Below are 23,425 nucleotides of genomic sequence, written 5' to 3'. Positions count from 1 at the left end.
GGCTGATGCCGGTGGTTGAGGTTAAACCAGGAGCGGAACGTGCGTGTACTAGCCCTGTCCTGCGGAAACGATGACGTCGACGCAGAGTTGCAAACGTTGACCGAACGTGAGGGTATCTCATTGCGGTCGGGACCGGCTTTACCGGCAAAAGACGTGGTAGATCCGTTGCTGGCCGAGTTGGACGGCGCTCGGCTGCTGGTGCGCGGGAGTGACGCGGATCTCGCCGCGGTGGTGCTGCGGGTGCTGCGCCAGGACCGGCTCGGCGAGGTCACGCTGGGCTACCTGCCGACCGATCCGGGTAGCCGGATCGCCCGATTGTGGGGTCTGCCGACCGAGTTGGGCGCGGCCTGGCGGGTCGCGCTGGGCGCTGGTCCGGTGGGCGTGCCACTGCTGCGCGACGACGTGGGCGGGGTGCTGCTCGGGCACGGCGAGATCAGTCCGGTGAAGGGCTCGGCCTACTGCGACGACGTGCACGTGCTCAAGGGCGCGGCCACCCGGCTGGCGGTGGGCCCAGACCCGGCCGGCGGCGAGGGCCTGCTGGTGCGGGTGCGCCGGCGGGGCCTGTTCGGGCGACGCACGATCGTGCAGCCCGGTCGCGCGCTGCAGCTGGCCTGCGAGCCCGCCACGGTGCTCCGGGATGGCGTCCCCCATGCCCGCCTGATGGAGAAGTGGACCTGGTACCGCCATACCGCTGACCTGCGGCTGGTCCGCGCGGGCTGACATCCGGTGGACAGCGGGGAGCCACCCCGCTGTCACCTCTTCGTGTTGCGCAAGTCACTCCAGTGGGTGACGGTCATGTCGTAGACGTGATCACCCCCACCACCTGGAGGTTGGAGTGAACGGCGCACGCCCCATCAGGGCCCTGCTCACCACCCTGCTGATCACCGCGGCTATCTCGCTCGGTCTGTCCGCCCCTGCCAGCGCGGAACCGCCGAACATCCCCAGCGCGAGCACCGCCCGAACCCAGCTCAACGGCCTGACCGTGGCCCCTGCCGGTTCGATGACCGGCTACTCGCGGGAGAAGTTCCCGCACTGGATCACCATCTCCGGCGCCTGCAACACCCGGGAGACCGTGCTCAAGCGGGACGGCCGCAACGTGCAGGTCAACGCGAGCTGCGCGGCCACCTCGGGCTCCTGGCACAGCCCGTACGACGGCGCGACCTGGACCGCGGCCAGTGACGTGGACATCGACCACATCGTGCCGCTGGCCGCGGCCTGGCGTGCAGGCGCGGCGAACTGGACCACGGACAAGCGCCAGCGCTTCGCCAACGACCTGACCAACTCCCAGCTCATCGCGGTCACCGACAACGTCAACCAGGCCAAGGGGGACAAGACCCCCGACCTGTGGAAGCCGCCGCTGGGCTCCTATCACTGCACCTACGCCCGGATGTGGACCGGCGCCAAGCACGCCTGGGGCCTGACCGTGACCTCGGCGGAGAAGGGCGCGCTGAGCGGCATGCTCAGCAGCTGCTGATTCACCCTGGATCCCCTGGGTACCCCGCTCCTCGCGGATGGCCGGGTGCCGCGGTTGGCGCTACGTTGCCGCGAGGAGCGACCCAGGGAGGGTGTGTCGTGGAAGAACTGCGGACCCTGTTCAAGGCCGGGCCCGGTGGCGTGATGACCGACGACGTCGGCGTGATCACCGGTGATCTCGAGCTGCTGACCCGCTGCGATCCGGCGGGCGAGGTGACAACGCTGGTCACCTACGAGGGCGCCGAGGAGTGGTACAAGCTCACCGGTGGCAGCACCCACCTGCACGACGCCAAGGACCACGAGCCGCTGCACCGCACGCTGGCGGCGGTGTTGAATCGCCCGATCGGTTAAAGCGGCGGCTGATCTCAGAGTGGCGGCAGCGCGGCGATCGCGTCGTCCCGGCTGACCCCGGTGGCCTGGAGCAGGTCCACCGCCAGCGAACGCAGCTGAGCGACCACCACACGCACCGAGAACCCGCCTTCGCCGATCAGGGCCACGCTGGCCTCCTTCGCCGCCTCCAGGGCCAGCTGGCGGGCCGCGAGGGGCTCGTCACCGGCGGCCAGCTCGGCGCGCAGCAGGTCCACCGCGTCGGCGAGCTTGGTCAGCACCGCGGGCAGCTCGGCAGGCGCGGGTTCGCCGTCCCGCAACGCGGCCAGCGCGCGCCGGATGAGCACCCTGGTGTTGCGCATGGCGTGGTCCAGCGGGACCGCGGCGGCCAGGTAGTTGTCCAGGTCGGCCCGGCGGCGCCAGCGGATCGGCGCGATCCGGGCGATCTCCGCGCCGGTGTCCAGCGCGGTGCGGAAGTCCTCGAACGCCTTGGTGGTCTTGCGCGCCCGGCTCAGCGCCGCGGCCGCCTGGCCAGGGTCCCGCCCGGTCACCGCCTCGGCCACCGCGCGCAACGCGGCGGCCAGCTCACCGAGCAGCACCTTGCCCTGGCGGTGCGCCACGGTCAGCGGGTTGGCAGGCAGCAGGGCGGCCACCGCGAGCGCGACCAGGCCGCCGATCAGCGCGTCGACCATCCGGTCCAGACCGCCGGAATCACCCGGTGGCAGCAAGGTGGCCACCAGCACCGCCGAGGATCCGGCCTGCATGGCGATCACGGTGCCGCTGTCCAGCAGCACCGCCGTGATCAGCGCCAGCGCCACCACCAGCATGATCTGCCAGGTGCCGGACCCGATCTGCAGGATCAGCAGGTCGCCGACGCCGATGCCGATGCTCACCCCGGCCACCAGCTCGGCCACCCGCCGCAGCCGCTGGCCGAGGGAGACGCCGAGACAGATCACCGCGGCGATCGGGGCGAAGAACGGGCGGGCGTGCCCGATGAGATCCGCCGCGATCAGCCAGGCGATCCCGGCGCTGATCGCGCTGTGCAGGATCGGCAACGCGGTGCGCCGCAACCGCAGCAGTCGTCGGCTCAGCTCCTCGCGTACCCGGTGCACGCGGCTAAGTCTGCCTCCTGCGGCGGACCGCGAACGCCAGGAGTGCGGCGGCGGCGAGTCCGGCCAGCAGCGGGGTGCTCGCGGACCGGCCCGGCGGGGGCGGCACGGCCTCCCGCTCGGCCGGGCTGGCCGCGGCCCGGCGGGCCAGTTCGAGTTCCAGGCTGCGCAGGCCCTTGGCCATGGCCCAGTTGTGATTGGCCGAGAACACCGGTTTGAACACCGAGGAGCCCAGGCGTAACAACGGTTTGTCCGCGCGCACCCGCCAGTCGAAGTCGACCTCGACCCGGTCGCCGTCCTGGCTCAGCCGCCACACGCCCTCGCCGCTGAGGTCGCCCTCGGCGGTGAAGGTCGAGGTGGTGCCCTGGTCGTGGCTGACCACCCGCATCCGCCAGCGCAGCGTGTAGGGCAGCCAGCCCTTGGTGTAGAGGTCGAAGGCGGAGCCGACGCCGTGCTCGTCGCCCTCGGCGGCGCGGCGGACGTCCATGTACACCGACGGCCACCAGCGGACCAGGTCCTCCGGGTCGAAGAGCACGTCGGCGACCTCGGCCACCTGGCCCGGCACCGACCAGCGGGTGTGGAACGCGTAGTCGTTGCCGGGCACGGGTCGCTCCGTCAGATCAGCTCAGGCCAGACCGGTCGCGGCGGGCGCGGCCGGATCGGAGTCGGCGAGGAAGGTGGCGCACCGCTCGTGCTCCTCGGTCTCGCCGATCTCGCCCGCGGACCTGGCCAGCGCGGCCAGCGCCCGCAGGAAGCCCTGGTTGGGCGCGTGCGACCACGGCACCGGGCCGTGGCCCTTCCAGCCCGCACGGCGGAGCTGGTCGAGACCGCGGTGGTAGCCGGTGCGGGCGTAGGCGTAGCCGGTGACCGGGTCACCGGCGGCCAGCGCCCGCTCGGCCAGCGCGGCCCAGGCGGCGCTGAAGTCCGGGAACTCCCGCGCCACCTCGGAGGGGTCCTTGCCGCTGTCCAATGCCGACTGCGGACCGGGCCGCTCCGGCAGCAGGGTATCGGGCGGACCGCCGAAGAGGTTGCCGAACTGGGTCATCGCGCTCAGCCCGCGATCATGCGGCCGGCGGACTTCAGGTTCTCGCAGGCGTGCGCGATGCGCGCGGCCATGCCCTGCTCAGCTGCCTTGAGGTAGCTGCGCGGGTCGTAGACCTTCTTGTTGCCGACCTCGCCGTCGATCTTGAGCACACCGTCGTAGTTGCTGAACATGTGCGCGGCGATCGGCCGGGTGAAGGCGTACTGGGTGTCGGTGTCGATGTTCATCTTGATCACACCGAAGGTCACCGCCTGGTGGATCTCCTCCAGCAGCGAGCCGGAGCCGCCGTGGAAGACCAGGTCGAAGGGCTTGGACCCGGCAGGCAGGCCGAGCTTCTCCGACACCACGTCCTGGCCCTGCTTGAGGATCTCCGGCCGCAGCTTGACGTTGCCCGGCTTGTAGACGCCGTGCACGTTGCCGAAGGTCGCGGCCAGCAGGTAGCGGCCCCGCTCGCCGACGCCGAGGGCCTCCACGGTCTGCAGGTAGTCCTCTGGCGAGGTGTAGAGCTTGTCGTTGATCTCGTTGTCGACGCCGTCCTCCTCGCCGCCGACCACGCCGACCTCGATCTCAAGAATGATCTTGGCCTTGGCCGCGCGGTCCAGCAGTTCGGTGGCGATGACCAGGTTCTCCTCCATCGGCACCGCCGAGCCGTCCCACATGTGCGACTGGAACAGCGGGTTCTCGCCCCTGGCCACCCGCTCCTCGGAGATCGCGATCAGCGGCCGGACGAACCCGTCCAGCTTGTCCTTGGGGCAGTGGTCGGTGTGCAGCGCGATGTTCACCGGGTACTTCGCGGCCACCACGTGCGCGAACTCGGCCAGGGCCGAGGCGCCGGTGACCATGTCCTTGACCTTGGTGCCGGAAAGGAACTCGGCGCCACCGGTGGAAACCTGGATGATCCCGTCACTCTCGGCTTCGGCGAAGCCCCGCAGCGCGGCGTTGAGGGTTTCCGACGAGGTCACGTTGATCGCCGGGTAGGCGAACTCGTTCGCCTTGGCCCGGTCGAGCATCTCCGCGTAGACCTCGGGGGTTGCGATCGGCATCGAACCGTCCTCCTCATGGGCGCCCTTGTGCGCCCCACATCCTACGAGGCGGCACAGCGGCCTCCGTCACACGGAGGTGCCTGCCGGAAGTTCCCCCGGTGGGTCGATCTTGAATTTGACAAACTCTCGGTAGCCTTCCGGGTACCGGCGGTGACCTCGTGCCCCGCCATCGGCGCCGGAGGTGGAGATGAGCTGGGACGTGCCCTGCCCCAGGTGCTCGGGCACCGGGAAGAACACCGAACCGGGAGCGGAAGAACTGAGCCAGGAAGAACTGCGCCTGCGCCGTCGCGCCGCCCAGTTCGTCCGCTCGGCCCCGGTGGCGCAGAAGCTGGCCGATCTCAAGGAGGAGTGGGAGGAACTGAAGGCGCTGGCCACCAGCAAGGCCGCCGACGCCGAGGTGATCCCGTTCCAGGAGTACATCGAGCTGCGCGAGGGCGACAACGTGATCACCCGCGCGCACAAGACCGCCAACACGCACCCGGCCTGCCCCGACTGCAAGGGCAAGGGCAAGGAGCTGACCGCGGAGGGCAAGGCGCTGCTGGAGTTCATCAAGCGCTGGCCACCGGAGTGATCAGCCCGGCGTGATCAGCGCGGCCAGCTCGCGGGGTCTGGTCAGCGGCAGCAGATGTCCGGCGCCGGGAATCAGGTCCAGCCTGCCGTTGCCGCAGGCGGCCAGGAACAGCCGCTCATCGGTCCGGAAGTGGTCCCGGGCGCCGTTGACCAGCCGCACCGGTCCCGGATAGCGCCGCAGGCCGGCGAGCGGATCCAGGCCCAGCAGCCCGTCGAGCACCGCGGGCACCGCCGCGTGCGAGACCCCGCCCGCGGTGAAGGCCGCGCCCGGTCCGGCGCCGAGGACCAGCCGCGCCAGCCGGGTGGTGAGCGCGAGTCCGCCATCGGGCAGTCCGGCCAGCGCCGCGGCCGCCAACCGGTAGGGCCGGGTCAGGGCCGGGGTCAGTCGCAGCGTGCAGCCCACCGGGATCAGTTCGGCCACCCGGTCCGGGTGCTCGGCCGCGGTCGCGATGGCCAGGTAGCCACCCAGCGAATGCCCGACCAGCACCGCCCGCCCGCCGACCTCGTCGATGGCCGCCCTGATCACCTCGACCGCCCCGGCCACGGTGAACCGCTCGGCCGCCCGGGTCCCGTGTCCCGGCAGGTCAGGAGCCCGCACCACGGTTCCCCCTGACAACGCCAGCTGAGCCCGCCACATGCTCCCGCTGACCCGTATCCCGTGTACCAGCACGATCGGTGTCATGCCCACTCCCCTCGAATGCAACGCAACGTTGCGTTGCATTCGAAGCTACGTCGACCACCCGACGCAACGCAACGTCGCGTAGTGTTTCCCGCATGGTGAACGCGGCACGCCGGTCCGGCGACGGCCCCCGCCAGGCGGAGGCGATCTTCACCGCCACCCTGGAACTGCTGGCCGAACACGGCTACGACGGTCTGACCGTGGAGGGCGTGGCCGCGCGCGGCGGCGTGCACAAGACCACGATCTACCGCTGGTGGTCGGACAAGGACGCACTGCTCGGCGCCGCCCTGCTGAACTCGGCCCTGCTGGAATTCCCGGTCCCCGACACCGGCACCCTGCGCGGCGACCTGCTCGCCCTGACCAGCCACGTGCTCCGCCTGCTGACCACCGAACCGAGCGCGTCCGTGGTCACCGCGGCGCTGTCCGCGGCCGGCCGCCCGGTCCTGTCCCGGCTGGCCCACGACTTCTTCGCCGACCGCCTGGCAGGCGAACTCGTCATCTTCGACCGGGCGAGGCGCCGTGGCGAGATCCCCGCGGACACCGATCCCAAGCTCGTGGTGGACCTGCTCGCCGGCGCGATGTGGACCCGCGTCCTGCTCCGCCAGGAACAGCCACCCCCGGGCTTCGCGGCGCAGGCGGTCGACCTGGTGCTCACCGCGCTCGCCTGGTCCGGCTGACCGGCCCGTCCAGCGACCAGGTGCACCGCGGTAGTCAGCCCGGCAGTGTCAAATCGAAAAGTCCAAGCGAATACCCGGAATGTCGCCGCCGAGCAGGGTGTTTGCTTAGGTCGTGGCAAGAATCGGCACGAGTGACCTGGACGTCTACCCGCTTTGCCTCGGTGGCAACGTGTTCGGCTGGACCTCGGACGAGCAGCAGTCGTTCGCGGTGCTGGACGCCTACGCGGCGGCGGGCGGGAACTTCATCGACACCGCGGATGTGTACTCGGCCTGGGCCGAGGGCAACTCCGGCGGGGAGTCCGAGGCGGTCATCGGCCGCTGGCTGGCCCGCCGTGGTCGCCGCGACGACCTGGTGATCGCGACCAAGGTCGGTCAGCTGCCCACCGCCAAGGGGCTGTCCGCGGCCAACATCAAGGTCGCCGTGGAGGGGTCCCTGCACAGACTGGGCACCGACCACATCGACCTGTACTACGCGCACGTCGACGACAGCACGGTCCCGCTGGCCGAGACGCTGGGCGCGTTCACCGAGCTGGTCAAACAGGGCAAGGTCCGGTACCTGGCCGCCTCCAACTACGACACCGACCGGCTGGCCGAGGCGCTGGAGATCAGCAAGCGGGAGAACCTGGCCGGCTACGTCGCGCTCCAGCCCGAGTACAACCTGGTCGAGCGCGAGGGCTACGAGGGCAAGCTCGCCGCGCTGGTGGCCATCGAGGGCCTGTCCGCGGTGCCGTACTGGGGCCTGGCCAAGGGCTTCCTGACCGGCAAGTACCGCCCCGGCGTCACGGTGGACAGCCCGCGTGCCGCCGGCGCGGGCGCCTACCTGGACGATCGCGGCCTGCGGGTGCTCGCCGTCCTGGACGAACTGGCCGCCGCGCAACGCACCTCGGTCGCCTCGGTGGCGCTGGCCTGGCTGGGCGCCCAGCCGACGGTGGTCGCCCCGATCGCCAGCGCCCGCACCGTCGAACAGCTGGACGACCTGCTCGGCGCGGCCACCCTGGAGTTGGCCGAGGACGAGATCCAGCGCCTCACCGAGGCCGGCGCCCGCTAGTCAGCGCGTCCCGGCGGCCAGTTCCGGCCGCCGGGACGCGGGCGTGCGCTCAGCCGGTGATCCACGCGCCGGTGACCACGGTCCACTCCCGGATCCGGGTCTCGGCGATCACGTCGGCCGAGGCGTAGGGGTCGCTGTCCAGGATCTTGGCCAGCTCGTCCCGGTCCGCCGCCTCCAGCACAACCTGCGCGCCGGTGTCGTTCGCCCACGGCCCACCAGCCAGCAGCACACCCTGTTTGGCCTGCTCAGCGGCCCACTCCCGGTGCGCGGGCCGAACTGCCAGCCGCTCGTCCCGGTTGGTCCCGAAGACCCACTCCACCACGAACCGCGCCATCGCGCCCCTCCTCGGCAAAACCCAGCCCCGCCGGCCGGCGAGACGACACGCCGACGCTACTCGCGGCCCCCGCCGCCGGGCCCGGCCCGGTGAGGTGATCCCAGGCACCGAGATCGCCAGCCCTTGACCAGCGCGGGTACCTTCTGTGCGTGGGTTGGGACGCGCCGCGCGGGGACAGCCGTGCCACCGGAAATCAGGCGCCGAACGTCGAAGCGACGGTCGAGCGCACCTTCAGCCATCTCCGGACCCTGGACGGCAACACACCGCAAACCGGTGGTGTCCAGGCTCCCGAAGCGCCGTTGACCTTGGAAGACCTGTACCGCCAGCACCGCATGCGCCTGGTCCGCCTGGCCATTCTGCTGGTGGACGATCCGGCCACCGCCGAGGACGTCGTGCAGGAGGCGTTCACCGGCCTGCACCGCAACTGGGGCGGCCTGCGCGACGGCGCGGCGGCCGTCGGTTACCTGCGGACCGCCGTGGTCAACGGCAGCCGCTCGGTGCTCCGCCGCCGCAAGACCGCCCGCGAGTACCAGCCACCGCACCTGACCACGGCCCGCTCGGCCGAGTCCCTGGCCATGCTGACCGCCGAACACCAGGCCGTGGTCAGCGCCCTCGGCCAGCTCCCGCCCCGCCAGCGCGAGGTGCTGGTGCTGCGGTACTACGGCGGCCTGTCCGAACAGGAGATCGCCGAGTCCACCGGCATCTCCCGCGGCACGGTGAAGTCCACCGCCAGCCGCGCCCTGGACGCACTGCAGAAGGCCCTCAAGGTCTGAGCCCCGCGCTCGGCCGCCGCACGTGCCGTGGGCCACGACCCGTTGCCCGCTGCCATGGCCACCTGGCGCGCGGGCCGGTCGGGGCTCGGACTGTCGGCCTCAGCCACGGCGGTCCCGGCGGCTCCGAGCACGCGAAATCGCGCTTGGAATCGCTCTCACGCGCAATTTGTGGCATTCCCGTGGGCGTCGTTCGCGCAGAGGTCTAGACCAGAGTCGCCGCATGCCCCAGGATTCGAGCTGTGTCCAGCTCGCGAACCGTGGTCGCCGTTGACGTCGGCGGCACCGACATCAAGGCAGCCCTGGTCGAGGGCGACCCCGCCGCGCCCGTGCTGGTCGACCGGCTGCGCCGGGCCACGCCGCGGGGCGCCACCGGCGCGGAGACCGCGGACGCCTTGGTCAGCCTGATCGCCGACCTGGTCAAGACCTGGTCGGCCGAGTCGGCCAACCCGGTCGAGGCGGTCGGCGTCGTGGTGCCGGGCATCGTCGACGCCGAGGCCGGGGTGGGCGTGTTCTCAGCCAACCTCGGCTGGCGCGACTACCCGTTCCGCACCGCCCTGCGCGAACGCCTCGGCCTGCCGGTGGTCTTCGACCATGACGTGCGCGCCGGCGGCCTGGCCGAGGCACGACTGGGCGCGGCGCGCGGTTTCACCGACGCCGTGGTCATGCCCATCGGCACCGGCATCGCCGCCGCCCTGCTGCTCGGCGGCCGACTGCACTCCGGCGGCGGCTACGCGGGCGAGGTCGGCCACCTCTCCCTCGGCGCCGGTGAGCTGTGCGGCTGCGGCCAGTACGGCTGCCTGGAGTTGCGCGCCTCCTCCGCGGCAGTGGCCCGCCGCTACACCGAACGCACCGGCCGCCCCGTGCGCGGCGCGATCGAGGTCGCCAACGCGGTCCGCGCGGGCGATCCCGACGCCGCCGCCGTGTGGGCGGAGGCGGTCGAGGCACTGGCCCAGGCCGTGATCCTGTTGACCACCCTGCTCGGGTTGCAGGCCGTGGTCCTCGGTGGTGGCCTGGCCATGGCGGGTGAGCTGCTGCTCGCCCCCCTTGGCGACCGGCTGGACGAGCTGGTCTCGTTCCAGCGCCGACCCGAACTGCGGTTGGCGGCGCTGGGTGACGAGGCTGGTTGCCTCGGAGCCGCGCTGCTGGCCATGGACCTGTTGGAGGGTTGATGAAACTCGTCGGCGGCAAGGTCGTCACTCCTGGCGGTGTGCTCGATGACGGCTGGGTTCGGGTCGAGGGCGGACTGATCACCGAGGTCGGCGCGGGCTCGGCCAACGGTCAGCGCACGACGGAGGAGGTCGTCGACGTCACCGGTCAGTGGGTGGTCCCCGGGTTCGTGGACATCCACTGTCACGGCGGCGGCGGCGAATCCTTCTCCAACCCCGACCAGCAGCGGGTGCTCAAGGCCGCCTCCGCCCATCGGCGGCACGGCACCACCACCATGCTCGGGAGCCTGGTGTCCGGGTCCATCCCGGACATGTCCCGGCAGATCGCGGCGCTGGCCGAACTGACCCAGGACGGCCTGCTCGCGGGCGTGCACCTGGAAGGCCCGTTCCTGTCCGCGGCCCGCTGCGGCGCGCACGACCCGGCGATCCTGCGCCCACCGGCCAAGGCCGATGTGCAGACCCTGCTGGACGCCGGCCGCGGCACCGTGCGCATGGTGACCCTGGCCCCCGAGCTGGACAACGGCGTGGAAGCCGTCCGCCAGCTCGTCGACCAGGAGGTCATCGCCGCCATCGGTCACACCGACGGCACCGAGGCCCAGGTCCGCCCCGCGGTGGACGCCGGAGCCAGCGTGGCCACCCACCTGTTCAACGGCATGCGCCCGCTGCACCACCGGGAGCCCGGCCCGATCGGCGCCCTGCTGGACGACGAGCGGGTGACCGTGGAACTGATCTGCGACCTGGTGCACCTGCACCCGACCGCGATCCGGCTCGCCGCCCGGCACGCCGGTCTCGCGCGCACCGTCCTGATCACCGACGCCATCGCGGCCGCCGGGGTCGGCGACGGCGTGTACGACGTCGGCGGCCTGGAGGTCACCGTGACCGACGGCGTGCCAACGCTGGCAGGCGGCGGCTCGCTGGCAGGCAGCACCCTGACCATGGACGCGGCCTTCCGCAACCTGGTCCTGGAGTGCGGCCTCGGCGTCACCGACGCGGCAACCGCCTGCTCCACCCGCCCGGCGGCCCTGCTCGGCCTGACCAAGGTGACCGGCTCGATCAGCGCGGGCCTGGCCGCCGACCTGGTCGTGCTGGACGCCGGACTCCGTCCCACCCGGGTACTGCACCGCGGCGAGTGGGTGTCCTGAGCGCGCATCAGCCGCACACCGCACTACGGTGTTGGCGTGGCCGCCTCGGACAATCCGGAGAAGCTGCTCGCTGACGCCCTGCGCGCCCAGGCAGCGGGCAGCCCGAGCATGCCGCCGGCCGAAGCGCCGTTCCCGCCGATGCCGGTGCTCCCACTGGGCAACGACACCGGACCGACGGACCGGTTCACCTCGGCCCGCGGCATCGGCCTGCCACCGCCGTCACTGCCGGCCTGGGTGCTGCTGTTGTTCGCCGTGCTGCTTGGTCTGGCCGCGGGCGCGGTCATCGGTGTGCTGACGCTGTGGTGATCACCTCCGGTTCTGGGGTTTGTCGCTGCTGAGTGGCGGTGGGTGCGGCGGGTGCGTGGCTGCCGGTTGGTTGGGTGTCGGCTGGCTGGGTGTGGGCGGTTGGGTGCGGATGACTGGGTGCGGGCTGGTTGGGTGGGCGCGCCTGGGACCAGGTTGTCGTGACTCTGGGTTGTCGGCAAGCGGTGGAGCTGCGAGCTGTGGATAACTGGGGTGTTGTGGATAAGTGCGGATCTTGGGGGCTTTGAGCTGCCGTTTTGTCGGCGCGGGGCGGTAGCGTTGATGTCGTGGGGGTCCCCCTCGGGCGCGCGCGGGGTGGCGGGGCGGGTTGCGGGGTGTGACGGGCTGGGGTCGCTTTTGGGCGGGTCGGGGTGGCTTTGAGGTCGGGGTGGGGGCGGGGCGGCGCGAAGCCGGGAGGCGTTGGGCGCACTGGGCGTGACACGGGGGCGATTGGTGGGCGTGGCGGGGTTGCAGGTGGGTGGGGCCTGCTGACCCGCGAGGGCTTGAGACGCGGTGGGGGCTCAGGGGCCAGGTGGCCTTGCGGGGCCGCAGGATCTCGGGGCCGCGAGATGTCGCAGCGGCGAGGTCCTGCGGCGATGAGGTGCTGGGGCACGGGGGCGATGGCGGTTCGCGCGGCGACCGGACTGGCTGCGATCGGCTTGAGTCGCGATCAGCCGGGACGCGGTGCGGCGCTGGAGCGGTGCGGCGCTGTGGCGCTGTGGCACCGGAGCGCTGTGGCACCGGCGGGGGTGCGCCGGGTGTCCCGGCGGGCGGGTGCTCCGCCTATTGCCGCGTGCGGGGGCTACGCCGCGGCGGTGTTGAGGCCTGGGCGGGGGCCGGTTTCCACTGGCGTTAGTCGGTGTCGCAGGTGGGGATTTGGGGTGGGGCGAGGATGGTCACATTGTCCGGTTTGTCGGGTGGTTGGGGCTGGTGGGGATAGGTTTTCGGCGTGGCGGGACGGGGCGAGGCGGGGGTGTTGTGGTAGTCCGGGGCGGGTTGCGGTGGGGGTCCCTGTACCGTGGGCGGGGTGACGACCGTTACTGGTGCGGCCGTGCCGCTCGCTCTTTTTGGGATCGACTGGCTGAATCCGGTCTTCCTTATTCAGCAAATGGGGCACTTCGCGCTGATCGGTCTGTGCCTGATCGTGTTCGCCGAGTGCGGGGCCTTCGCCTTCTTCCTGCCCGGTGACTCGCTGCTGTTCATCGCGGGGTTCTTCGCCGCCAGTGGCGCCTTTGGTGTGCCGGTCTGGGTTGTCGCCTTGTTGCTGACGGTCTCGGGCATCCTCGGCAACGCCGTGGGGTACTGGATTGGCTGGAAGGCCGGGCCCGCGTTGTTCAACCGGCCCAACTCCAAGATCTTCAAGCAGGAGTATCTGGAGAAGACGCACGAGTTCTTTGAGCGGTACGGGGCTCGGGCGATCATCCTGGCCCGGTTCGTGCCGGTGGTGCGGACCTTCATCACCGCGGTGGCCGGGATCGGCCGGATGGACGCGAAGAAGTACTTCACCTACTCGGTCATCGGCGGTATCGCCTGGGCCGCTGGGTTGACCTTCCTCGGGGCCGCGCTGGGTGATGTGCCGCTGATCAAGAACAACATCGAGGCCGCGCTGATCCTGATCGTGTTCCTCTCGATCCTGCCGATCATCTTCGAGTTCGTGCGGGAGCGGCGGAAGAAGCGCAAGCAGGGGCCGGTGGACCTCGGTGAGCAGCACACCCAGGTGATCCCCAAGATCTGAGTCCACTCTTCGAACACCCCGTGCCGGGTTCCGGCGCGGGGTGTTTTTTCGTGCTTCCCCGGCAGTTCGTGACTGGGCTACATTAGTAAACAGTACTGTTCTGTTAACTAATGGGGGTCCCGGTGGAGACAGCGGTGCTGGTGGTCGGAGCCGGGCCCAGTGGGCTGGTGCTGGGGTGTTCGTTGCTGCGCCGGGGGGTGGCGGTGCGGATCGTGGATCGGGCGCCGGCACCCGCGATCACCTCGCGCGCGCTGGGGTTGCAGGCTCGGGGGGTGGAGGTGCTCGATCGGCTTGGGGCGCTGGGGGACCTGCCGGAGCGGGCCGTTCGGGTGGGTGGGATCAGCGTCAACGCGCACGGGACCGAGCTGGTGCGGATCCGGGTGGATCAGGTGCCGTTGGGCAGCAGGCACCGGACTTTGTTGATCTCCCAAGCAGCGGTGGAGGGGCAGTTGCGAGAGCTGCTGGAGCGGTTGGGGGGCAAGGTCGAGTGGGGGCATGAGGTGGTTGGGCTGCGCCAGGACGGGGGTGGGGTGTCGGTGGAGATCCGGCACGGGGGCGCCGTCGAGGGGAGCCGGGCCGAGTGGGTGGTGGGGTGCGATGGGGCGCACAGCGCGGTGCGGCGGCTGGGGCGGTTCGGGTTTCCCGGCACGCAGGTGGTGGAGAACTTCCTGCTCGCCGACGTGCACCTGGACTGGGGGCTGCCCAGGGACACCGCCTCGGCCTGGATCAGTCCGGACGGGGTGTTCGCCGCGTTCCCGTTGCCGGAGTCGAACCTGTGGCGGCTGGTCGCACCCTGTGAACCCGGCGTCGGCGCGGACGATGTGCTCGGGCGGCTGAGTGAGTTGCTGCCCGCGCGCACCGGCTATCGCGGGGTGCGTTTCGACGGGGCGGTGTGGACCTCGGTGTTCCGCATCCACCGGCGACTGGCCGAGCGGTACCGCCAGGGCCGGGTGTTGCTGGCCGGGGACGCCGCACACATCCACAGCCCGTTCGGCGGGCAGGGCCTCAACACCGGTCTGGGCGATGCGGACAACCTGGGCTGGAAGCTGGCGCTGGTCGCCGCCGGGCGAGCCGACGCGGCACTGCTGGACAGCTACCAGGCCGAACGGCGGCCGGTCGCCGCCGCCGTGCTGTCAGGCACCACCGGGGCGACCCGGCTGGCGCTGGGTGACGGGCGGGTGCGGCGGGTGCTGCGGGACCGGCTGGCCGCGCCGCTGCTCAACCTGCCCTCGGTGCAGCGGCGGCTGGCCAGGGCCGCCTCCCAGCTCGGCGTGCACTACCGGCGCGGGCCGTTGGCGCCCTGGCGGTTCGCGCCGCTGGCCACCGGGTTGCGGACCGGGGAGCGGGTGCCGGACCTGATCTGCCGGCGCGAGGACGGCACGGCGACCCGGTTGCACGCCGAACTGCGCGGCCGGTGGGCCCTGCTGGGCCGGTACGAGCCGCTGGTGCCGGTGGTGCGGGAACTGCTCGGGGACGAGGTGGTGCTGCTGGACCGGCCGATGGCCCAAGCCTGGCTGGTGCGGCCGGACGCGCACCTGGGTTGGCGTGGGCGGCCGGTACCGGCGAAGCTGCACCGGTGGCTGGCGAACGTGCTGCGGACCGGGCGGGCCGGGTGAGGGGCCGCCCCCGCGATCCGGGGAACGACACCGCGATCCTGCGGGCCGCTCTGGACATGTTCATCCAGGGCGGGGTGGAGGGCACCAGCATCGAGCAGGTCGCCAAGCGGGCCGGGGTCGCCCGGCTCACCGTGTACCGGCGCTGGGCGAGCAAGGAACTGTTGCTGGCGCAGGCGATCGAGTTCGGGCGGGACCGGTTCATGAACCCGGCTGAGGTGCTGGCCGTGTTCGCCGACGGCGAGGTCACCAGGGCCAAGCTGGTGGAGATCCTGGTGCAGGCGGTGGCCGATCCGGACTTCCGGCAGCTCATCGGGCGGCTGGCCAGCACCTCGACCAGCCATCCCGAGCTGATGCGGGCCTACACCGAGACCTACGTGCAGCCACGCAAGCAGGTCGCGCTGCAGTTGTTCCGGCTGTTGCAGGAGCACGGCGAACTGCCGCCGGACATCGACCTGGAGATGCTGCTGGAGAGCCTGGCCGGGGTGGTCACCTACGTGATGCTGATGCATCCGGCACGGCGCGGACCCGAGGAGGTCCGCGCCTACCTGAACCGGTTCCTGGACCTGGTGATCAGTCCAGCGCGAACATCGAACCCGGGTTGAACAGGTTGTCCGGGTCCAGCGCCCGCTTGATCGCCCGGTGCGCGCCCAGCCCGACCTCGCCGATCTCCCTGGCCAGCCACTCCCGTTTGATCTTGCCGATGCCGTGTTCGCCGGTGACCGTGCCGCCAAGGGCCAGGCCGACCTCCAGGATCTCGTCGAAGGCCAGCTTGGCCCGCTCGAACTGGTCGGCGTCGGCCGGGTCGTAGGCGATGGTGGGGTGCATGTTGCCGTCGCCCGCGTGCCCGACCACCGCGATCAGCAGCCGCTGCCGGGCGCTGATCTCCGCGCAGCCGCTGATCAGCTCGGCGATCCTGGTGCGGGGCACGCAGACGTCGTCGGTGAGCCAGGCGCCGTAGACCTCCAGCGCGGTCAGCACCGCGCGGCGGGCGGCCAGCAGCATCCGGCCCTCGGCCACATCGGTGGTGACGTAGGCCAGTTCGGCGCCCGCGGACAGGCAGAGCTGTTCGATCTTCTCCAGCTCTCGTTTGGCCACTTCGCCGCCGGCGTCGGACTGGCAGATCAGCAGGGCCGCGCTGCCGCTGCCCGCGCCGAGTTCGGTGTTGAGGTGCGCTTCGACGGCCCGGATCGAGGCCGCGTCCATGATCTCCATCAGGGACGGGACCAGGCCCTCGCGCACTACACCGGCCACCGCGGCGCCCGCGGCGGCAGTGGAAGGGAAGGCGGCGACCATGGTGGCCGGGGCCTGTGGCAGTGGGCGCAGCGCCAGAGTGGCCTGGGTGATCACGCCCAGGGTGCCCTCGCTGCCGATGAACAGCTTGGTCAGGTCGTACCCGGCCACGCCCTTGACCGTGCGCCTGCCGGTGCGCAGCAGTTCGCCGCTGGCCAGCACCACCTCCAGGCCGAGCACCGAATCGGTGGTCACCCCGTACTTCACGCAGCACAGGCCGCCGGCGTTGGTGGAGACGTTGCCGCCGATGGTGCACCAGTCGTAGCTGGAGGGGTCCGGTGGGTAGAACAGGCCCTCCTTCTCCACCTCCTGCCGCAGGTCGAGGTTGACCACGCCGGGTTCCACCACCGCGAGGCGGTTGTCCGGATCGATCTCCAGGATGCGGTTCATCCTGGTCATGGCCAGCACCACGCAGCCGTCGACGGCGTTGGCCGCGCCGGAGAGGCCGCTGCCAGCCCCGCGCGGCACGATCGGCGTGCCCGCCGCGGCGCAGGCCCGGACCACGGCCTGGACCGCCGCGGTGTCCCCTGGCAGCACCACGGCCAGCGGCGCGCCGGCCGGCGCGAGCGGCATCATGTCCCGGCGGTAGCTCTCGGTGACATCCGGGTCGGTGATGACCCCGTCCGGACCAAGGATCCGGCGGAGCTGGTCAAGCAGTTCGACGCTTTTCACCCGATCGTTCACCCGTCCACGGTAGTTCCACAGAAACACGCGCACGAGACGGAAAAAGTCGATGATGCGTTCACCGTGAGCCACGTAGTCTCGGATGTGATGAGCGTGTCAAGTGTGTCCACGACCCTGGCCTGGTCCCCGCTGGACTCCGCGGGCCCGGCGCTGGTGTGGATCATCGTGACCACGTTCATCTTCGCCGAGTGCGGTCTGATCATCGGTCTGTTCCTGCCCGGCGACTCGCTGCTGTTCGCCGCGGGTGTGGTGCTGGCCAACCACGACCGGCCGATCGACGCCTGGGCGCTGGCCGGGGTGAGCACGCTGGTGGCGATCCTGGGCAACGAGTTCGGCTACTTCGTCGGCGCCAAGACCGGGACGAAGATGCTGGCCCGCGAGGGCGGCAAGGTGCTCAACCAGCAGAACCTGCAGCGCGCCAAGGACTTCCTGGACAAGTACGGGTTCTGGGCGATCGTGGCCGCGCGCTGGCTGCCCTGGGTGCGCACGCTGGCCCCGGCCATCGCGGGCGCGGCCGGCATGGACCGCAAGCGCTACACCTGGGCCACCATCACCGGCGCGCTGACCTGGTCGCCGATCCTGATCCTGCTCGGCTACTACGCGGCAGGGCTGCTCAACCGGTACCCGTGGCTGCAGACCGTGGCGGTGATCGGGTTCGTGGCCTTCTTCGTGGTGGGCACCAGCTACGGCGTGTACCGCTACCGCCAGGAGATGCGGCGGCCGATGCACGAGGAGTCCGACGTCAAGAACGGGCCGAGCTGACCTCCGGCCACCGGATCCCGCTCAGCACCAGGTCGGCCAGCTCGCCGGTGGCGTTCACCCGGTCGGCGTTGTCCTGGTCCGAGCCGAGCGCGCGCTGCCGGGCCTGGGACTCGCTGCGGCCGAAGGCGCGGTGCCGGGCGATCAGCCGGGACAGCCGCAGGTCCTCGGCCGGGGCCAGGAACCAGGTCTCGTCCAGCGCCGCGCGCACCCCGGACCAGGGCTGCTCGGTCAGCAGCAGGTAATTGCCCTCGGTGATCACCAGCGGGGTGTCCGGGCAGACCGGGACCGCGCAGGCCACCGGCTCCTCGATCTCCCGGCGGAACTCCGGCGCGTACACGGTGACCGCGCCAGGGGTGTCCGGGCCGTTGGCGCGCAGCCGGGTCAGCAGGTCGAGGTAGCCGTGGCCGTCGAAGGTGTCCGGGGCGCCCTTGCGCTCGGCCCGGCCCAGCCGGTCCAGTTCGCGCTGGGCCAGGTGGAAGCCGTCCATGCCGACCAGCACCGCCTTGCCGGGCAGGGCTTCGGCCAGCCGCTGGGCCAGGGTGGACTTGCCCGCGCCGGGTGCGCCCGCGATGCCGAGCAGCTGACGCCGCCCGGCCGCGGCGAGCCGCTCCGCCCTGGCCACCAGCTCGCTGAAATCCGCGATCACCTGCCGGTCTCCCCCGTCCGCAGCCCGGTGGTCACCGCGTGCGCGACCTCGGCCAGCTGCCCGTTCTCGTCGATGCGCAGCGCGCCGGTGATCAGGCCGACCACCTCGTTCATGGTGCGTTCGCGCGGGGACACCAGGGCCACCCGCTTACCCAGCCGGTGCACGTGCACGCGGTCGGCGATGTCGAACACGTGCGGCATGTTGTGGCTGATCAGCACCACCGGCAGGCCGCGCTCGCGGATCCGGTTGATCAGTTCCAGCACCTTGCCCGATTCGGCCACGCCGAGGGCGGCGGTGGGCTCGTCCATGATCACCACGCGGTTGCCGAACGCGGCCGCGCGGGCCACCGCCACGCCCTGCCGCTGCCCGCCGGAGAGGGTCTCCACGGCCTGGGTCATCGAGGAGATGCCGATGCCCAGTTCGCCGAGCACCCTGGCCGCCTCGGCCCGCATGCCCTTGGTGTCCAGCAGCCGGAACACCGAGCCGAGCACACCGGCGCGGCGACGTTCCCGGCCGAGGAACAGGTTGCTGGCGATGTCCTGGGCCGGGGCCAGGGCCAGGTTCTGGTAGACGGTCTCGATGCCGTGCCCGCGCGCGTCCAGCGGTCCGGAGAGCCGGACCGGCTCGCCGTCGATGCGGATCTCGCCCTCGTCCGGGATCAGCGCCCCGGAGAGCGCCTTGATCAGACTGGACTTGCCCGCGCCGTTGTCGCCGACCACGGCCAGCACCTCGCCGGGCTCCAGGTCGAAGTCGGCGCCGTTGATCGCGGTCACCTTGCCATAGCGTTTGACCAGGCCACGGGCCTGCAGCACCGGAGTCACGCCTGCCTCCCCCTGGAGAAGCGGTCCACCGCGACCGCGACGATGACCAGCACGCCGGTGGCGACGTCCTGGTAGAGGCTGTCGATGCCGGCCTGGGTGAGCCCGGAGCGCAGCACCGCCACGATCAGCGCGCCGACCAGGGTGCCGAGCACGCTGCCGCGGCCGCCGAACAGGCTGGTGCCGCCGAGCACCACCGCGGTGATCGAGTCCAGGTTGCCGGTCTGGAAGGCGTTCGGGTCCGCGTTGGGCACCCGGCCCAGCGCCTGCCAGGCGGCGATGCCGTAGACCAGCCCGGCGACCAGGTAGACGCTGAGCACGGTGCGGCGGACCTTGATGCCGGACAGGCGAGCGGCCTCGATGTCGTTGCCGACGGCGTAGACGTGCCTGCCCCAGGCGGTGCGGGTCAGCGCGTACCAGGCGATCAGGTACATCACCAGCGCCAAGCCCATGCCGACGGTGACCTCGATGTACCCGAACAGGTACTGCCGGGTGCCGAGGAAGGTGAGCAGCTCGTCGGTGACCGGGTAGCTCTGGCCGCCTGCGTAGATGCGGGCCGCGGCGGTGACGATGGTGAGCATGCCCAGGGTCACGATGAACGGCGGCAGGCTGATCCCGGTGACCACGCCGCCGGTGATCGCGGCGATGCCGATGGCCACCACGATGCCGATCAGCAGTGCCAGTGGGGCCGAGGTGCCGTCGAGCACCAGCTGGGCCATCAACAGGGTGCCGAGCACCGCGATGGCCGCGTTGGCCAGGTCGATGCCGCTGGTGAGGATGACCAGGGTCTGACCGAGCGCGAGGGTGCCGATGACCAGGGACTGCTGCACGACCAGGGACAGGTTGTCCGCGGTGGCGAAGGTGTCGGTGGTCAGCGAGAAGATCAGCACCGCGGCCAGCAGCGCGAGCGCCGGGCCGACCGCGGGGGTGCGCAGTACCAGGGCCTTCATCCTCAGCCCCAGCAGTTCTGCAGGCCCCAGGCGGTGTCCTTGGCCTCGATGCCCGGCACCGGCTTGTCCGCGATCACGGTGACCCCGGTGTTGGTGAACCCGCTCGGCTTCTTGCCGCTCTTGGTGAACTCCACCCCGGCCTTGACGCCGTCCTCGGCCATCTTCTTGGGGAACTGCATCACGGTCAGCGCGTACTTGCCGTCCTTGACATCGCGCACGCCCTGGCAACCACCGTCGACCGAGCCGACCACGACCTTGTCCGCCAAGCCCTTGGCCTGCAACGCGGCAAAGCCACCGCGGGCGGCGGGCTCGTTGATCGTGTAGACCGCGTTGACCGCGGCGGCGCGCTGGAGCAGGTTCTCCATCGCCTGCTGGGCCTTGTTCTGGTCGCCGTTGGTGGACTCCTTGCCGAGCACCTTCGGGTCCGACTCGGTCAGGCCGATGCCCTGCAGGAAGCCGTTGTGCCGCTGTTCGTCCACGGTGCCGCCGGGGCTGCCGTCGAGCATCAGCAGCTGCGGGACGCGGTCGCCGAGCGCGGCTTTGACGTACTGGCCCTGCAGTTTCCCGGCTTCGAGGTTGTCGGTGGCGAAGGTGGCGTCGACGGCGTCCTTGGGGTTGGTCTCGGTGTCCAGGGCGATCACCAGGATGCCCTTCTCCCGCGCTTTCTTGATCGCGCCGAGGATGCCGGTGGAGTTGCTGGGCGTGACCAGGATGGTGTCCACGCCCTGCTGGACCAGGTTCTCCAGCGCGGCGACCTGGCCCTCGTTGTCGCCGTCGAACTTCCCGGCCAGTGCGATCAGTTCCGCGCCGTCCTTGCCTGCCTGGGCCTTGGCGGCCTCGCGCAGGGCGACGAAGAACGGGTTGCTGTCGGTCTTGGTGACCAGCCCGATCTTGATCTTGCCGTCGTCGTTGCCCCGGCCGTCGGTGGCCTTCTGGCTGGAACAGGCGGTGCCGGCCAGGGCGATGGCGCCGGTGGCGAGCAGTGCGACCAACTGAGGACCTCGTCGTCCCATGGCTGCCTCCAACAAGCGTGTGGCGCGCAACGCTAGTGAGCGGGTTCACTGGCGGCAAGCGTTTGCGCAAGCGCTTGCGGGAGGTGGGTCGGATGGTCACCATGCGGGATGTCGCCGAGCTGGCGGGCGTGTCGATCACGACGGTGTCACACGTGGTGAACGGGACCAGGCAGGTCGCCGAGGACACCCGCGGCCGGGTGCTGGACGCGGTCGCGCAGACCGGTTACACCGGCAACGCGATCGCTCGTTCGCTGGTCACCGGGGGTACCCGCACGCTGGGGGTGGCGATCTCGCTGGTGGCCAACCCGTACTTCGCCGAGCTGATCCAGGCGGTGGAGAGCGAGGCCAGTGCGGCCGGGTTCACGCTGCTGTTGATCGACACCCACGACGAGCCCTCGGCCGAGCAGGCGGCGGTGCGGGCGTTGCGCTCGCGGCGGGTGGACGGGCTGCTGCTCACCCCGTCGGCTGGCGCTTCCGGCACCTTGCTGCCGGAGTTACGCCAGCTCGGCACGCCGGTGGTGCTGATCGACCGGCTGCCCAGCCACGGGCTGCTGGACCAGGTCGGCCCGGAGAACGCGGGCGCGACCGCGGCACTGGTGGCGCACCTGGCCGAACTCGGTCACCGGCGGATCGGGCTGGTCAGCGGGGCGGCCGGGCTGACCACGACCAGTGAGCGGGTGCACGGTTACCGGCTCGGCCTTGGCCGGGCGGGGCTGGGAGTGGATGAGGCGCTGGTGGTCTCCGGGGAGTCGGCGATGGCGCAGGCCGCGGTGGCCTTGCGGCGGTTGCTGGCGTTGCCGGAGCCGCCGACCGGGGTGATCACCGGGAACAACGCGATGCTGGTCGGGGTGCTGCGCACGCTGGGTGAGCTGGGGTTGCGGGCCGGGCGGGACCTGGCGCTGGTGGGTTATGACGAGGTGGAGTGGGCGGATCTGGTGGATCCGCCGCTGACCACGATGGCGCAGCCGATCACCGAGATCGGGCGGACGGCGGTGCGGATGCTGCTGGCCCGGATCGCCGAGCCGGACCGGGCGCCGCGCACGGTGCGGCTGCCCGCGCGATTCGTGCACCGGCGGTCGTGTGGTTGTCAGTGATCGTGCAGGTGCTCGATCTGCCACTGCGGCAACGGGTCAGGGAGGGCGCGCCAGGCATCGGGGCCTGCGGTGAGTTCCGCGTCGGTGAGCAGGGCCGGGTCCAGACGCAGGTAGGGCTCGTCGGGGCGTAGGTGCTGACCGATGAAGACGATCTCCTGGCCGCGCGGGCCGTCGGTGGCCGACCACAGCGCGGCCGGGTCGATGGTCAGGTTGGGGCCTGCCTGGGACCACAGGGCCATGATCTCCGGGCGGGTGGCGAGCCAGCAGAAACCCTTGCTGCGCAACAGACCCGTCCAGTCGGCCAGGGCGTCGGCGAGGCGGGCCGGGTGGAACGGGCGGGTGGCCCGGAAGGTGGTGCTGCTGATGCCATACTCCTCGGTTTCCGGCAGGTGGGTGCCGGAGAGTTCCTGGGCCCAGCCGGGATGCTGGGCGGCGGTGTCCGGGTTGTGTCTGCCGGTGTTGAGGATCTCGGCGGGGTCGAGCACGCCGTGCCGGGTGCGCAGGCGGCGGGCGCCGGGGTTGAGCTTGGTCAGCAGGTCCTCCAGCAGGCCGAGGTCGGCCGGGGTGACCAGGTCGGTCTTGTTGACCACCAGGGTGTCGGCGAACTCGACCTGGTCGATCAGCAGGTCGGCGATGCCGCGTTCGTCGTCTTCGGTGGCGGCGATGTTCCGCTCCGCCAGCGCTTCGCCTGCACGCAGTTCGGTCAGGAAGGTGGACGCGTCGACCACGGTGACCATGGTGTCCAGCCGGGCGTGCTCGGCCAGGCTGGTGTCATCCGGGAAGGTCCACTCGAAGGTGGCGGCCACCGGCATCGGCTCGGAGATGCCGGTGGACTCGATCAGGATGTGGTCGAAGCGGCCGTCGCGGGCCAGTTCGCCCACGGTGTCGAGCAGGTCGGCGCGCAGGGTGCAGCAGATGCAGCCGTTGGTCAGCTCGACCAGGCGCTCCTGGGTGCGGTCCAGCCGGGCGTGTTCGGCGACCAGGCGGGCGTCGATGTTGATCTCGCTCATGTCGTTGACCACGACCGCGACCCGCAGGCCTGCCCGGTTGGCCAGCACGTGGTTGAGCAGCGTGGTCTTGCCGCTGCCGAGAAATCCGGACAGCACGGTGACGGGAATCCTGGCGGCCATG

At 71.2% G+C, this 23,425-nt stretch carries 27 protein-coding genes; 15 read left to right on the top strand and 12 right to left on the bottom strand.

All coding sequences use genetic code 11. From position 1 onward, the window contains the following. Positions 1-153 precede the first annotated feature (153 nt). The 3 genes from ACTOWY_RS27035 (at position 154) to ACTOWY_RS27025 (ending at position 1,824) form a co-directional block, all read left to right on the top strand. Positions 154-720, top strand: a complete 567-nt coding sequence (locus tag ACTOWY_RS27035) for a hypothetical protein (RefSeq protein WP_247755165.1) — start codon at positions 154-156, stop codon at positions 718-720. Between the two features lie 115 nt (positions 721-835). Further along, entirely contained in the window at positions 836-1,474 is a 639-nt protein-coding gene (locus ACTOWY_RS27030; RefSeq protein ID WP_441312449.1) for an HNH endonuclease family protein, read from the top strand. A 98-nt stretch (positions 1,475-1,572) separates the two neighbouring features. Further along, the gene (locus ACTOWY_RS27025) at positions 1,573-1,824 is read left to right on the top strand and encodes a hypothetical protein (RefSeq protein ID WP_441312448.1); all 252 of its coding nucleotides are present in this window, start codon (positions 1,573-1,575) and stop codon (positions 1,822-1,824) included. 14 nt (positions 1,825-1,838) lie between these two features. Here ACTOWY_RS27025 and ACTOWY_RS27020 read toward each other — a convergent pair whose 3' ends face one another. From ACTOWY_RS27020 to fbaA, 4 genes are read right to left on the bottom strand one after another with little or no spacing between them, the layout of a single operon-like run. Beyond that, positions 1,839-2,912: an FUSC family protein gene (locus ACTOWY_RS27020; RefSeq protein WP_441312447.1), complete on the bottom strand. Its 1,074-nt coding sequence runs from the start codon at positions 2,910-2,912 to the stop codon at positions 1,839-1,841. Between the two features lie 4 nt (positions 2,913-2,916). Next, complete coding sequence (locus tag ACTOWY_RS27015) at positions 2,917-3,513, bottom strand: hypothetical protein (RefSeq protein WP_441312446.1); 597 nt, start codon at positions 3,511-3,513, stop codon at positions 2,917-2,919. Positions 3,514-3,534: 21 nt separating this feature from the next. Further along, complete coding sequence (locus tag ACTOWY_RS27010) at positions 3,535-3,954, bottom strand: DUF3151 domain-containing protein (protein WP_185000881.1); 420 nt, start codon at positions 3,952-3,954, stop codon at positions 3,535-3,537. Positions 3,955-3,959: 5 nt separating this feature from the next. Beyond that, complete coding sequence (gene fbaA / locus ACTOWY_RS27005; RefSeq protein ID WP_247755159.1) at positions 3,960-4,994, bottom strand: class II fructose-bisphosphate aldolase; 1,035 nt, start codon at positions 4,992-4,994, stop codon at positions 3,960-3,962. A 187-nt stretch (positions 4,995-5,181) separates the two neighbouring features. Between fbaA and ACTOWY_RS27000 the strand changes: the two genes are divergently transcribed. Beyond that, the gene (locus ACTOWY_RS27000) at positions 5,182-5,565 is read left to right on the top strand and encodes a hypothetical protein (protein WP_185000883.1); all 384 of its coding nucleotides are present in this window, start codon (positions 5,182-5,184) and stop codon (positions 5,563-5,565) included. On the opposite strand, the gene ACTOWY_RS26995 is transcribed toward ACTOWY_RS27000, so the two are convergent. After that, positions 5,566-6,246, bottom strand: a complete 681-nt coding sequence (locus ACTOWY_RS26995) for an alpha/beta fold hydrolase (RefSeq protein ID WP_441312445.1) — start codon at positions 6,244-6,246, stop codon at positions 5,566-5,568. 92 nt (positions 6,247-6,338) lie between these two features. Between ACTOWY_RS26995 and ACTOWY_RS26990 the strand changes: the two genes are divergently transcribed. Continuing rightward, positions 6,339-6,920 carry a TetR/AcrR family transcriptional regulator gene (locus ACTOWY_RS26990; protein WP_441312444.1) on the top strand — a complete coding sequence of 194 codons (582 nt, stop codon included), beginning with the start codon at positions 6,339-6,341 and terminating at the stop codon, positions 6,918-6,920. Between the two features lie 112 nt (positions 6,921-7,032). Beyond that, on the top strand, positions 7,033-7,968 hold the full coding sequence (locus ACTOWY_RS26985; protein ID WP_441312443.1) for an aldo/keto reductase: 936 nt from the start codon (positions 7,033-7,035) through the stop codon (positions 7,966-7,968). A gap of 49 nt (positions 7,969-8,017) precedes the next feature. Here the strand turns inward: ACTOWY_RS26985 and ACTOWY_RS26980 are convergent, their stop codons facing one another. Continuing rightward, positions 8,018-8,302 carry a YciI family protein gene (locus tag ACTOWY_RS26980; protein WP_247755153.1) on the bottom strand — a complete coding sequence of 95 codons (285 nt, stop codon included), beginning with the start codon at positions 8,300-8,302 and terminating at the stop codon, positions 8,018-8,020. Between the two features lie 149 nt (positions 8,303-8,451). On the opposite strand from ACTOWY_RS26980, the gene ACTOWY_RS26975 reads away from it, so the two are divergent. The 7 genes from ACTOWY_RS26975 (at position 8,452) to ACTOWY_RS26945 (ending at position 15,639) form a co-directional block, all read left to right on the top strand. Further along, a complete protein-coding gene (locus ACTOWY_RS26975; protein ID WP_441312442.1) occupies positions 8,452-9,075 on the top strand; it encodes an RNA polymerase sigma factor in 624 nt (207 codons plus the stop codon). A gap of 239 nt (positions 9,076-9,314) precedes the next feature. After that, a complete protein-coding gene (locus ACTOWY_RS26970) occupies positions 9,315-10,244 on the top strand; it encodes an ROK family protein (RefSeq protein WP_441312441.1) in 930 nt (309 codons plus the stop codon). Continuing rightward, positions 10,244-11,383, top strand: coding sequence for an N-acetylglucosamine-6-phosphate deacetylase (gene nagA, locus ACTOWY_RS26965; protein WP_441312440.1), 1,140 nt, complete (start codon positions 10,244-10,246; stop codon positions 11,381-11,383). The genes ACTOWY_RS26970 and nagA overlap by 1 nt, the downstream gene beginning before the upstream one ends. A gap of 36 nt (positions 11,384-11,419) precedes the next feature. Then, complete coding sequence (locus ACTOWY_RS26960) at positions 11,420-11,689, top strand: hypothetical protein (RefSeq protein WP_441312439.1); 270 nt, start codon at positions 11,420-11,422, stop codon at positions 11,687-11,689. 1,024 nt (positions 11,690-12,713) lie between these two features. After that, the gene (locus tag ACTOWY_RS26955) at positions 12,714-13,421 is read left to right on the top strand and encodes a VTT domain-containing protein (protein ID WP_247755148.1); all 708 of its coding nucleotides are present in this window, start codon (positions 12,714-12,716) and stop codon (positions 13,419-13,421) included. Between the two features lie 134 nt (positions 13,422-13,555). After that, positions 13,556-15,037 (top strand): FAD-dependent monooxygenase, encoded by a 1,482-nt coding sequence (locus ACTOWY_RS26950; RefSeq protein WP_441312438.1) that lies wholly within the window; start codon positions 13,556-13,558, stop codon positions 15,035-15,037. Further along, positions 14,998-15,639, top strand: a complete 642-nt coding sequence (locus ACTOWY_RS26945) for a TetR/AcrR family transcriptional regulator (RefSeq protein ID WP_441312437.1) — start codon at positions 14,998-15,000, stop codon at positions 15,637-15,639. The genes ACTOWY_RS26950 and ACTOWY_RS26945 overlap by 40 nt, the downstream gene beginning before the upstream one ends. On the opposite strand, the gene ACTOWY_RS26940 is transcribed toward ACTOWY_RS26945, so the two are convergent. After that, positions 15,608-16,999: an FAD-binding oxidoreductase gene (locus ACTOWY_RS26940; RefSeq protein ID WP_441312466.1), complete on the bottom strand. Its 1,392-nt coding sequence runs from the start codon at positions 16,997-16,999 to the stop codon at positions 15,608-15,610. The two genes, ACTOWY_RS26945 and ACTOWY_RS26940, sit on opposite strands and share 32 nt — an antisense overlap. A gap of 99 nt (positions 17,000-17,098) precedes the next feature. Here ACTOWY_RS26940 and ACTOWY_RS26935 point away from each other — a divergent pair, with 99 nt between their 5' ends. Further along, positions 17,099-17,773, top strand: coding sequence for a DedA family protein (locus ACTOWY_RS26935; RefSeq protein ID WP_441312436.1), 675 nt, complete (start codon positions 17,099-17,101; stop codon positions 17,771-17,773). On the opposite strand, the gene ACTOWY_RS26930 is transcribed toward ACTOWY_RS26935, so the two are convergent. From ACTOWY_RS26930 to ACTOWY_RS26915, 4 genes are read right to left on the bottom strand one after another with little or no spacing between them, the layout of a single operon-like run. Continuing rightward, positions 17,754-18,416: a nucleoside/nucleotide kinase family protein gene (locus ACTOWY_RS26930; RefSeq protein WP_441312465.1), complete on the bottom strand. Its 663-nt coding sequence runs from the start codon at positions 18,414-18,416 to the stop codon at positions 17,754-17,756. The two genes, ACTOWY_RS26935 and ACTOWY_RS26930, sit on opposite strands and share 20 nt — an antisense overlap. Beyond that, positions 18,416-19,240: an ATP-binding cassette domain-containing protein gene (locus ACTOWY_RS26925; RefSeq protein WP_441312435.1), complete on the bottom strand. Its 825-nt coding sequence runs from the start codon at positions 19,238-19,240 to the stop codon at positions 18,416-18,418. The genes ACTOWY_RS26930 and ACTOWY_RS26925 overlap by 1 nt, the downstream gene beginning before the upstream one ends. Continuing rightward, complete coding sequence (locus tag ACTOWY_RS26920; RefSeq protein WP_441312434.1) at positions 19,237-20,187, bottom strand: ABC transporter permease; 951 nt, start codon at positions 20,185-20,187, stop codon at positions 19,237-19,239. Before ACTOWY_RS26920 ends, ACTOWY_RS26925 begins: the two co-directional genes overlap by 4 nt. Positions 20,188-20,189: 2 nt before the next feature. Then, positions 20,190-21,200, bottom strand: a complete 1,011-nt coding sequence (locus ACTOWY_RS26915) for a substrate-binding domain-containing protein (RefSeq protein WP_441312433.1) — start codon at positions 21,198-21,200, stop codon at positions 20,190-20,192. Positions 21,201-21,292: 92 nt separating this feature from the next. On the opposite strand from ACTOWY_RS26915, the gene ACTOWY_RS26910 reads away from it, so the two are divergent. Beyond that, a complete protein-coding gene (locus ACTOWY_RS26910) occupies positions 21,293-22,294 on the top strand; it encodes a LacI family DNA-binding transcriptional regulator (RefSeq protein ID WP_441312432.1) in 1,002 nt (333 codons plus the stop codon). Here the strand turns inward: ACTOWY_RS26910 and ACTOWY_RS26905 are convergent. After that, positions 22,288-23,424, bottom strand: a complete 1,137-nt coding sequence (locus tag ACTOWY_RS26905; RefSeq protein WP_441312431.1) for a GTP-binding protein — start codon at positions 23,422-23,424, stop codon at positions 22,288-22,290. The genes ACTOWY_RS26910 and ACTOWY_RS26905 overlap by 7 nt on opposite strands. Between the last annotated feature and the right edge of the window lies 1 nt (position 23,425).

Origin of the sequence: Crossiella sp. CA198, from assembly GCF_052078295.1 — a bacterium.
Classification (GTDB): Bacteria; Actinomycetota; Actinomycetes; order Mycobacteriales; family Pseudonocardiaceae; genus Crossiella.
This window is presented reverse-complemented; position numbering and strand designations above follow the sequence as displayed.

Coding starts and splice junctions, on each gene's coding strand:
- ACTOWY_RS27000 (WP_185000883.1), top strand. CDS start 5,182: ATGAGCTGGGACGTGCCCTGCCCCAGGTGCTCGGGCACCGGGAAGAAC.
- ACTOWY_RS26990 (WP_441312444.1), top strand. CDS start 6,339: ATGGTGAACGCGGCACGCCGGTCCGGCGACGGCCCCCGCCAGGCGGAG.
- fbaA (WP_247755159.1), bottom strand. CDS start 4,994: ATGCCGATCGCAACCCCCGAGGTCTACGCGGAGATGCTCGACCGGGCC.
- ACTOWY_RS27010 (WP_185000881.1), bottom strand. CDS start 3,954: ATGACCCAGTTCGGCAACCTCTTCGGCGGTCCGCCCGATACCCTGCTG.
- ACTOWY_RS26910 (WP_441312432.1), top strand. CDS start 21,293: ATGGTCACCATGCGGGATGTCGCCGAGCTGGCGGGCGTGTCGATCACG.
- ACTOWY_RS26980 (WP_247755153.1), bottom strand. CDS start 8,302: ATGGCGCGGTTCGTGGTGGAGTGGGTCTTCGGGACCAACCGGGACGAG.
- ACTOWY_RS26995 (WP_441312445.1), bottom strand. CDS start 6,246: ATGACACCGATCGTGCTGGTACACGGGATACGGGTCAGCGGGAGCATG.
- ACTOWY_RS26905 (WP_441312431.1), bottom strand. CDS start 23,424: ATGGCCGCCAGGATTCCCGTCACCGTGCTGTCCGGATTTCTCGGCAGC.
- ACTOWY_RS26915 (WP_441312433.1), bottom strand. CDS start 21,200: ATGGGACGACGAGGTCCTCAGTTGGTCGCACTGCTCGCCACCGGCGCC.
- ACTOWY_RS26935 (WP_441312436.1), top strand. CDS start 17,099: ATGAGCGTGTCAAGTGTGTCCACGACCCTGGCCTGGTCCCCGCTGGAC.
- nagA (WP_441312440.1), top strand. CDS start 10,244: ATGAAACTCGTCGGCGGCAAGGTCGTCACTCCTGGCGGTGTGCTCGAT.
- ACTOWY_RS26920 (WP_441312434.1), bottom strand. CDS start 20,187: ATGAAGGCCCTGGTACTGCGCACCCCCGCGGTCGGCCCGGCGCTCGCG.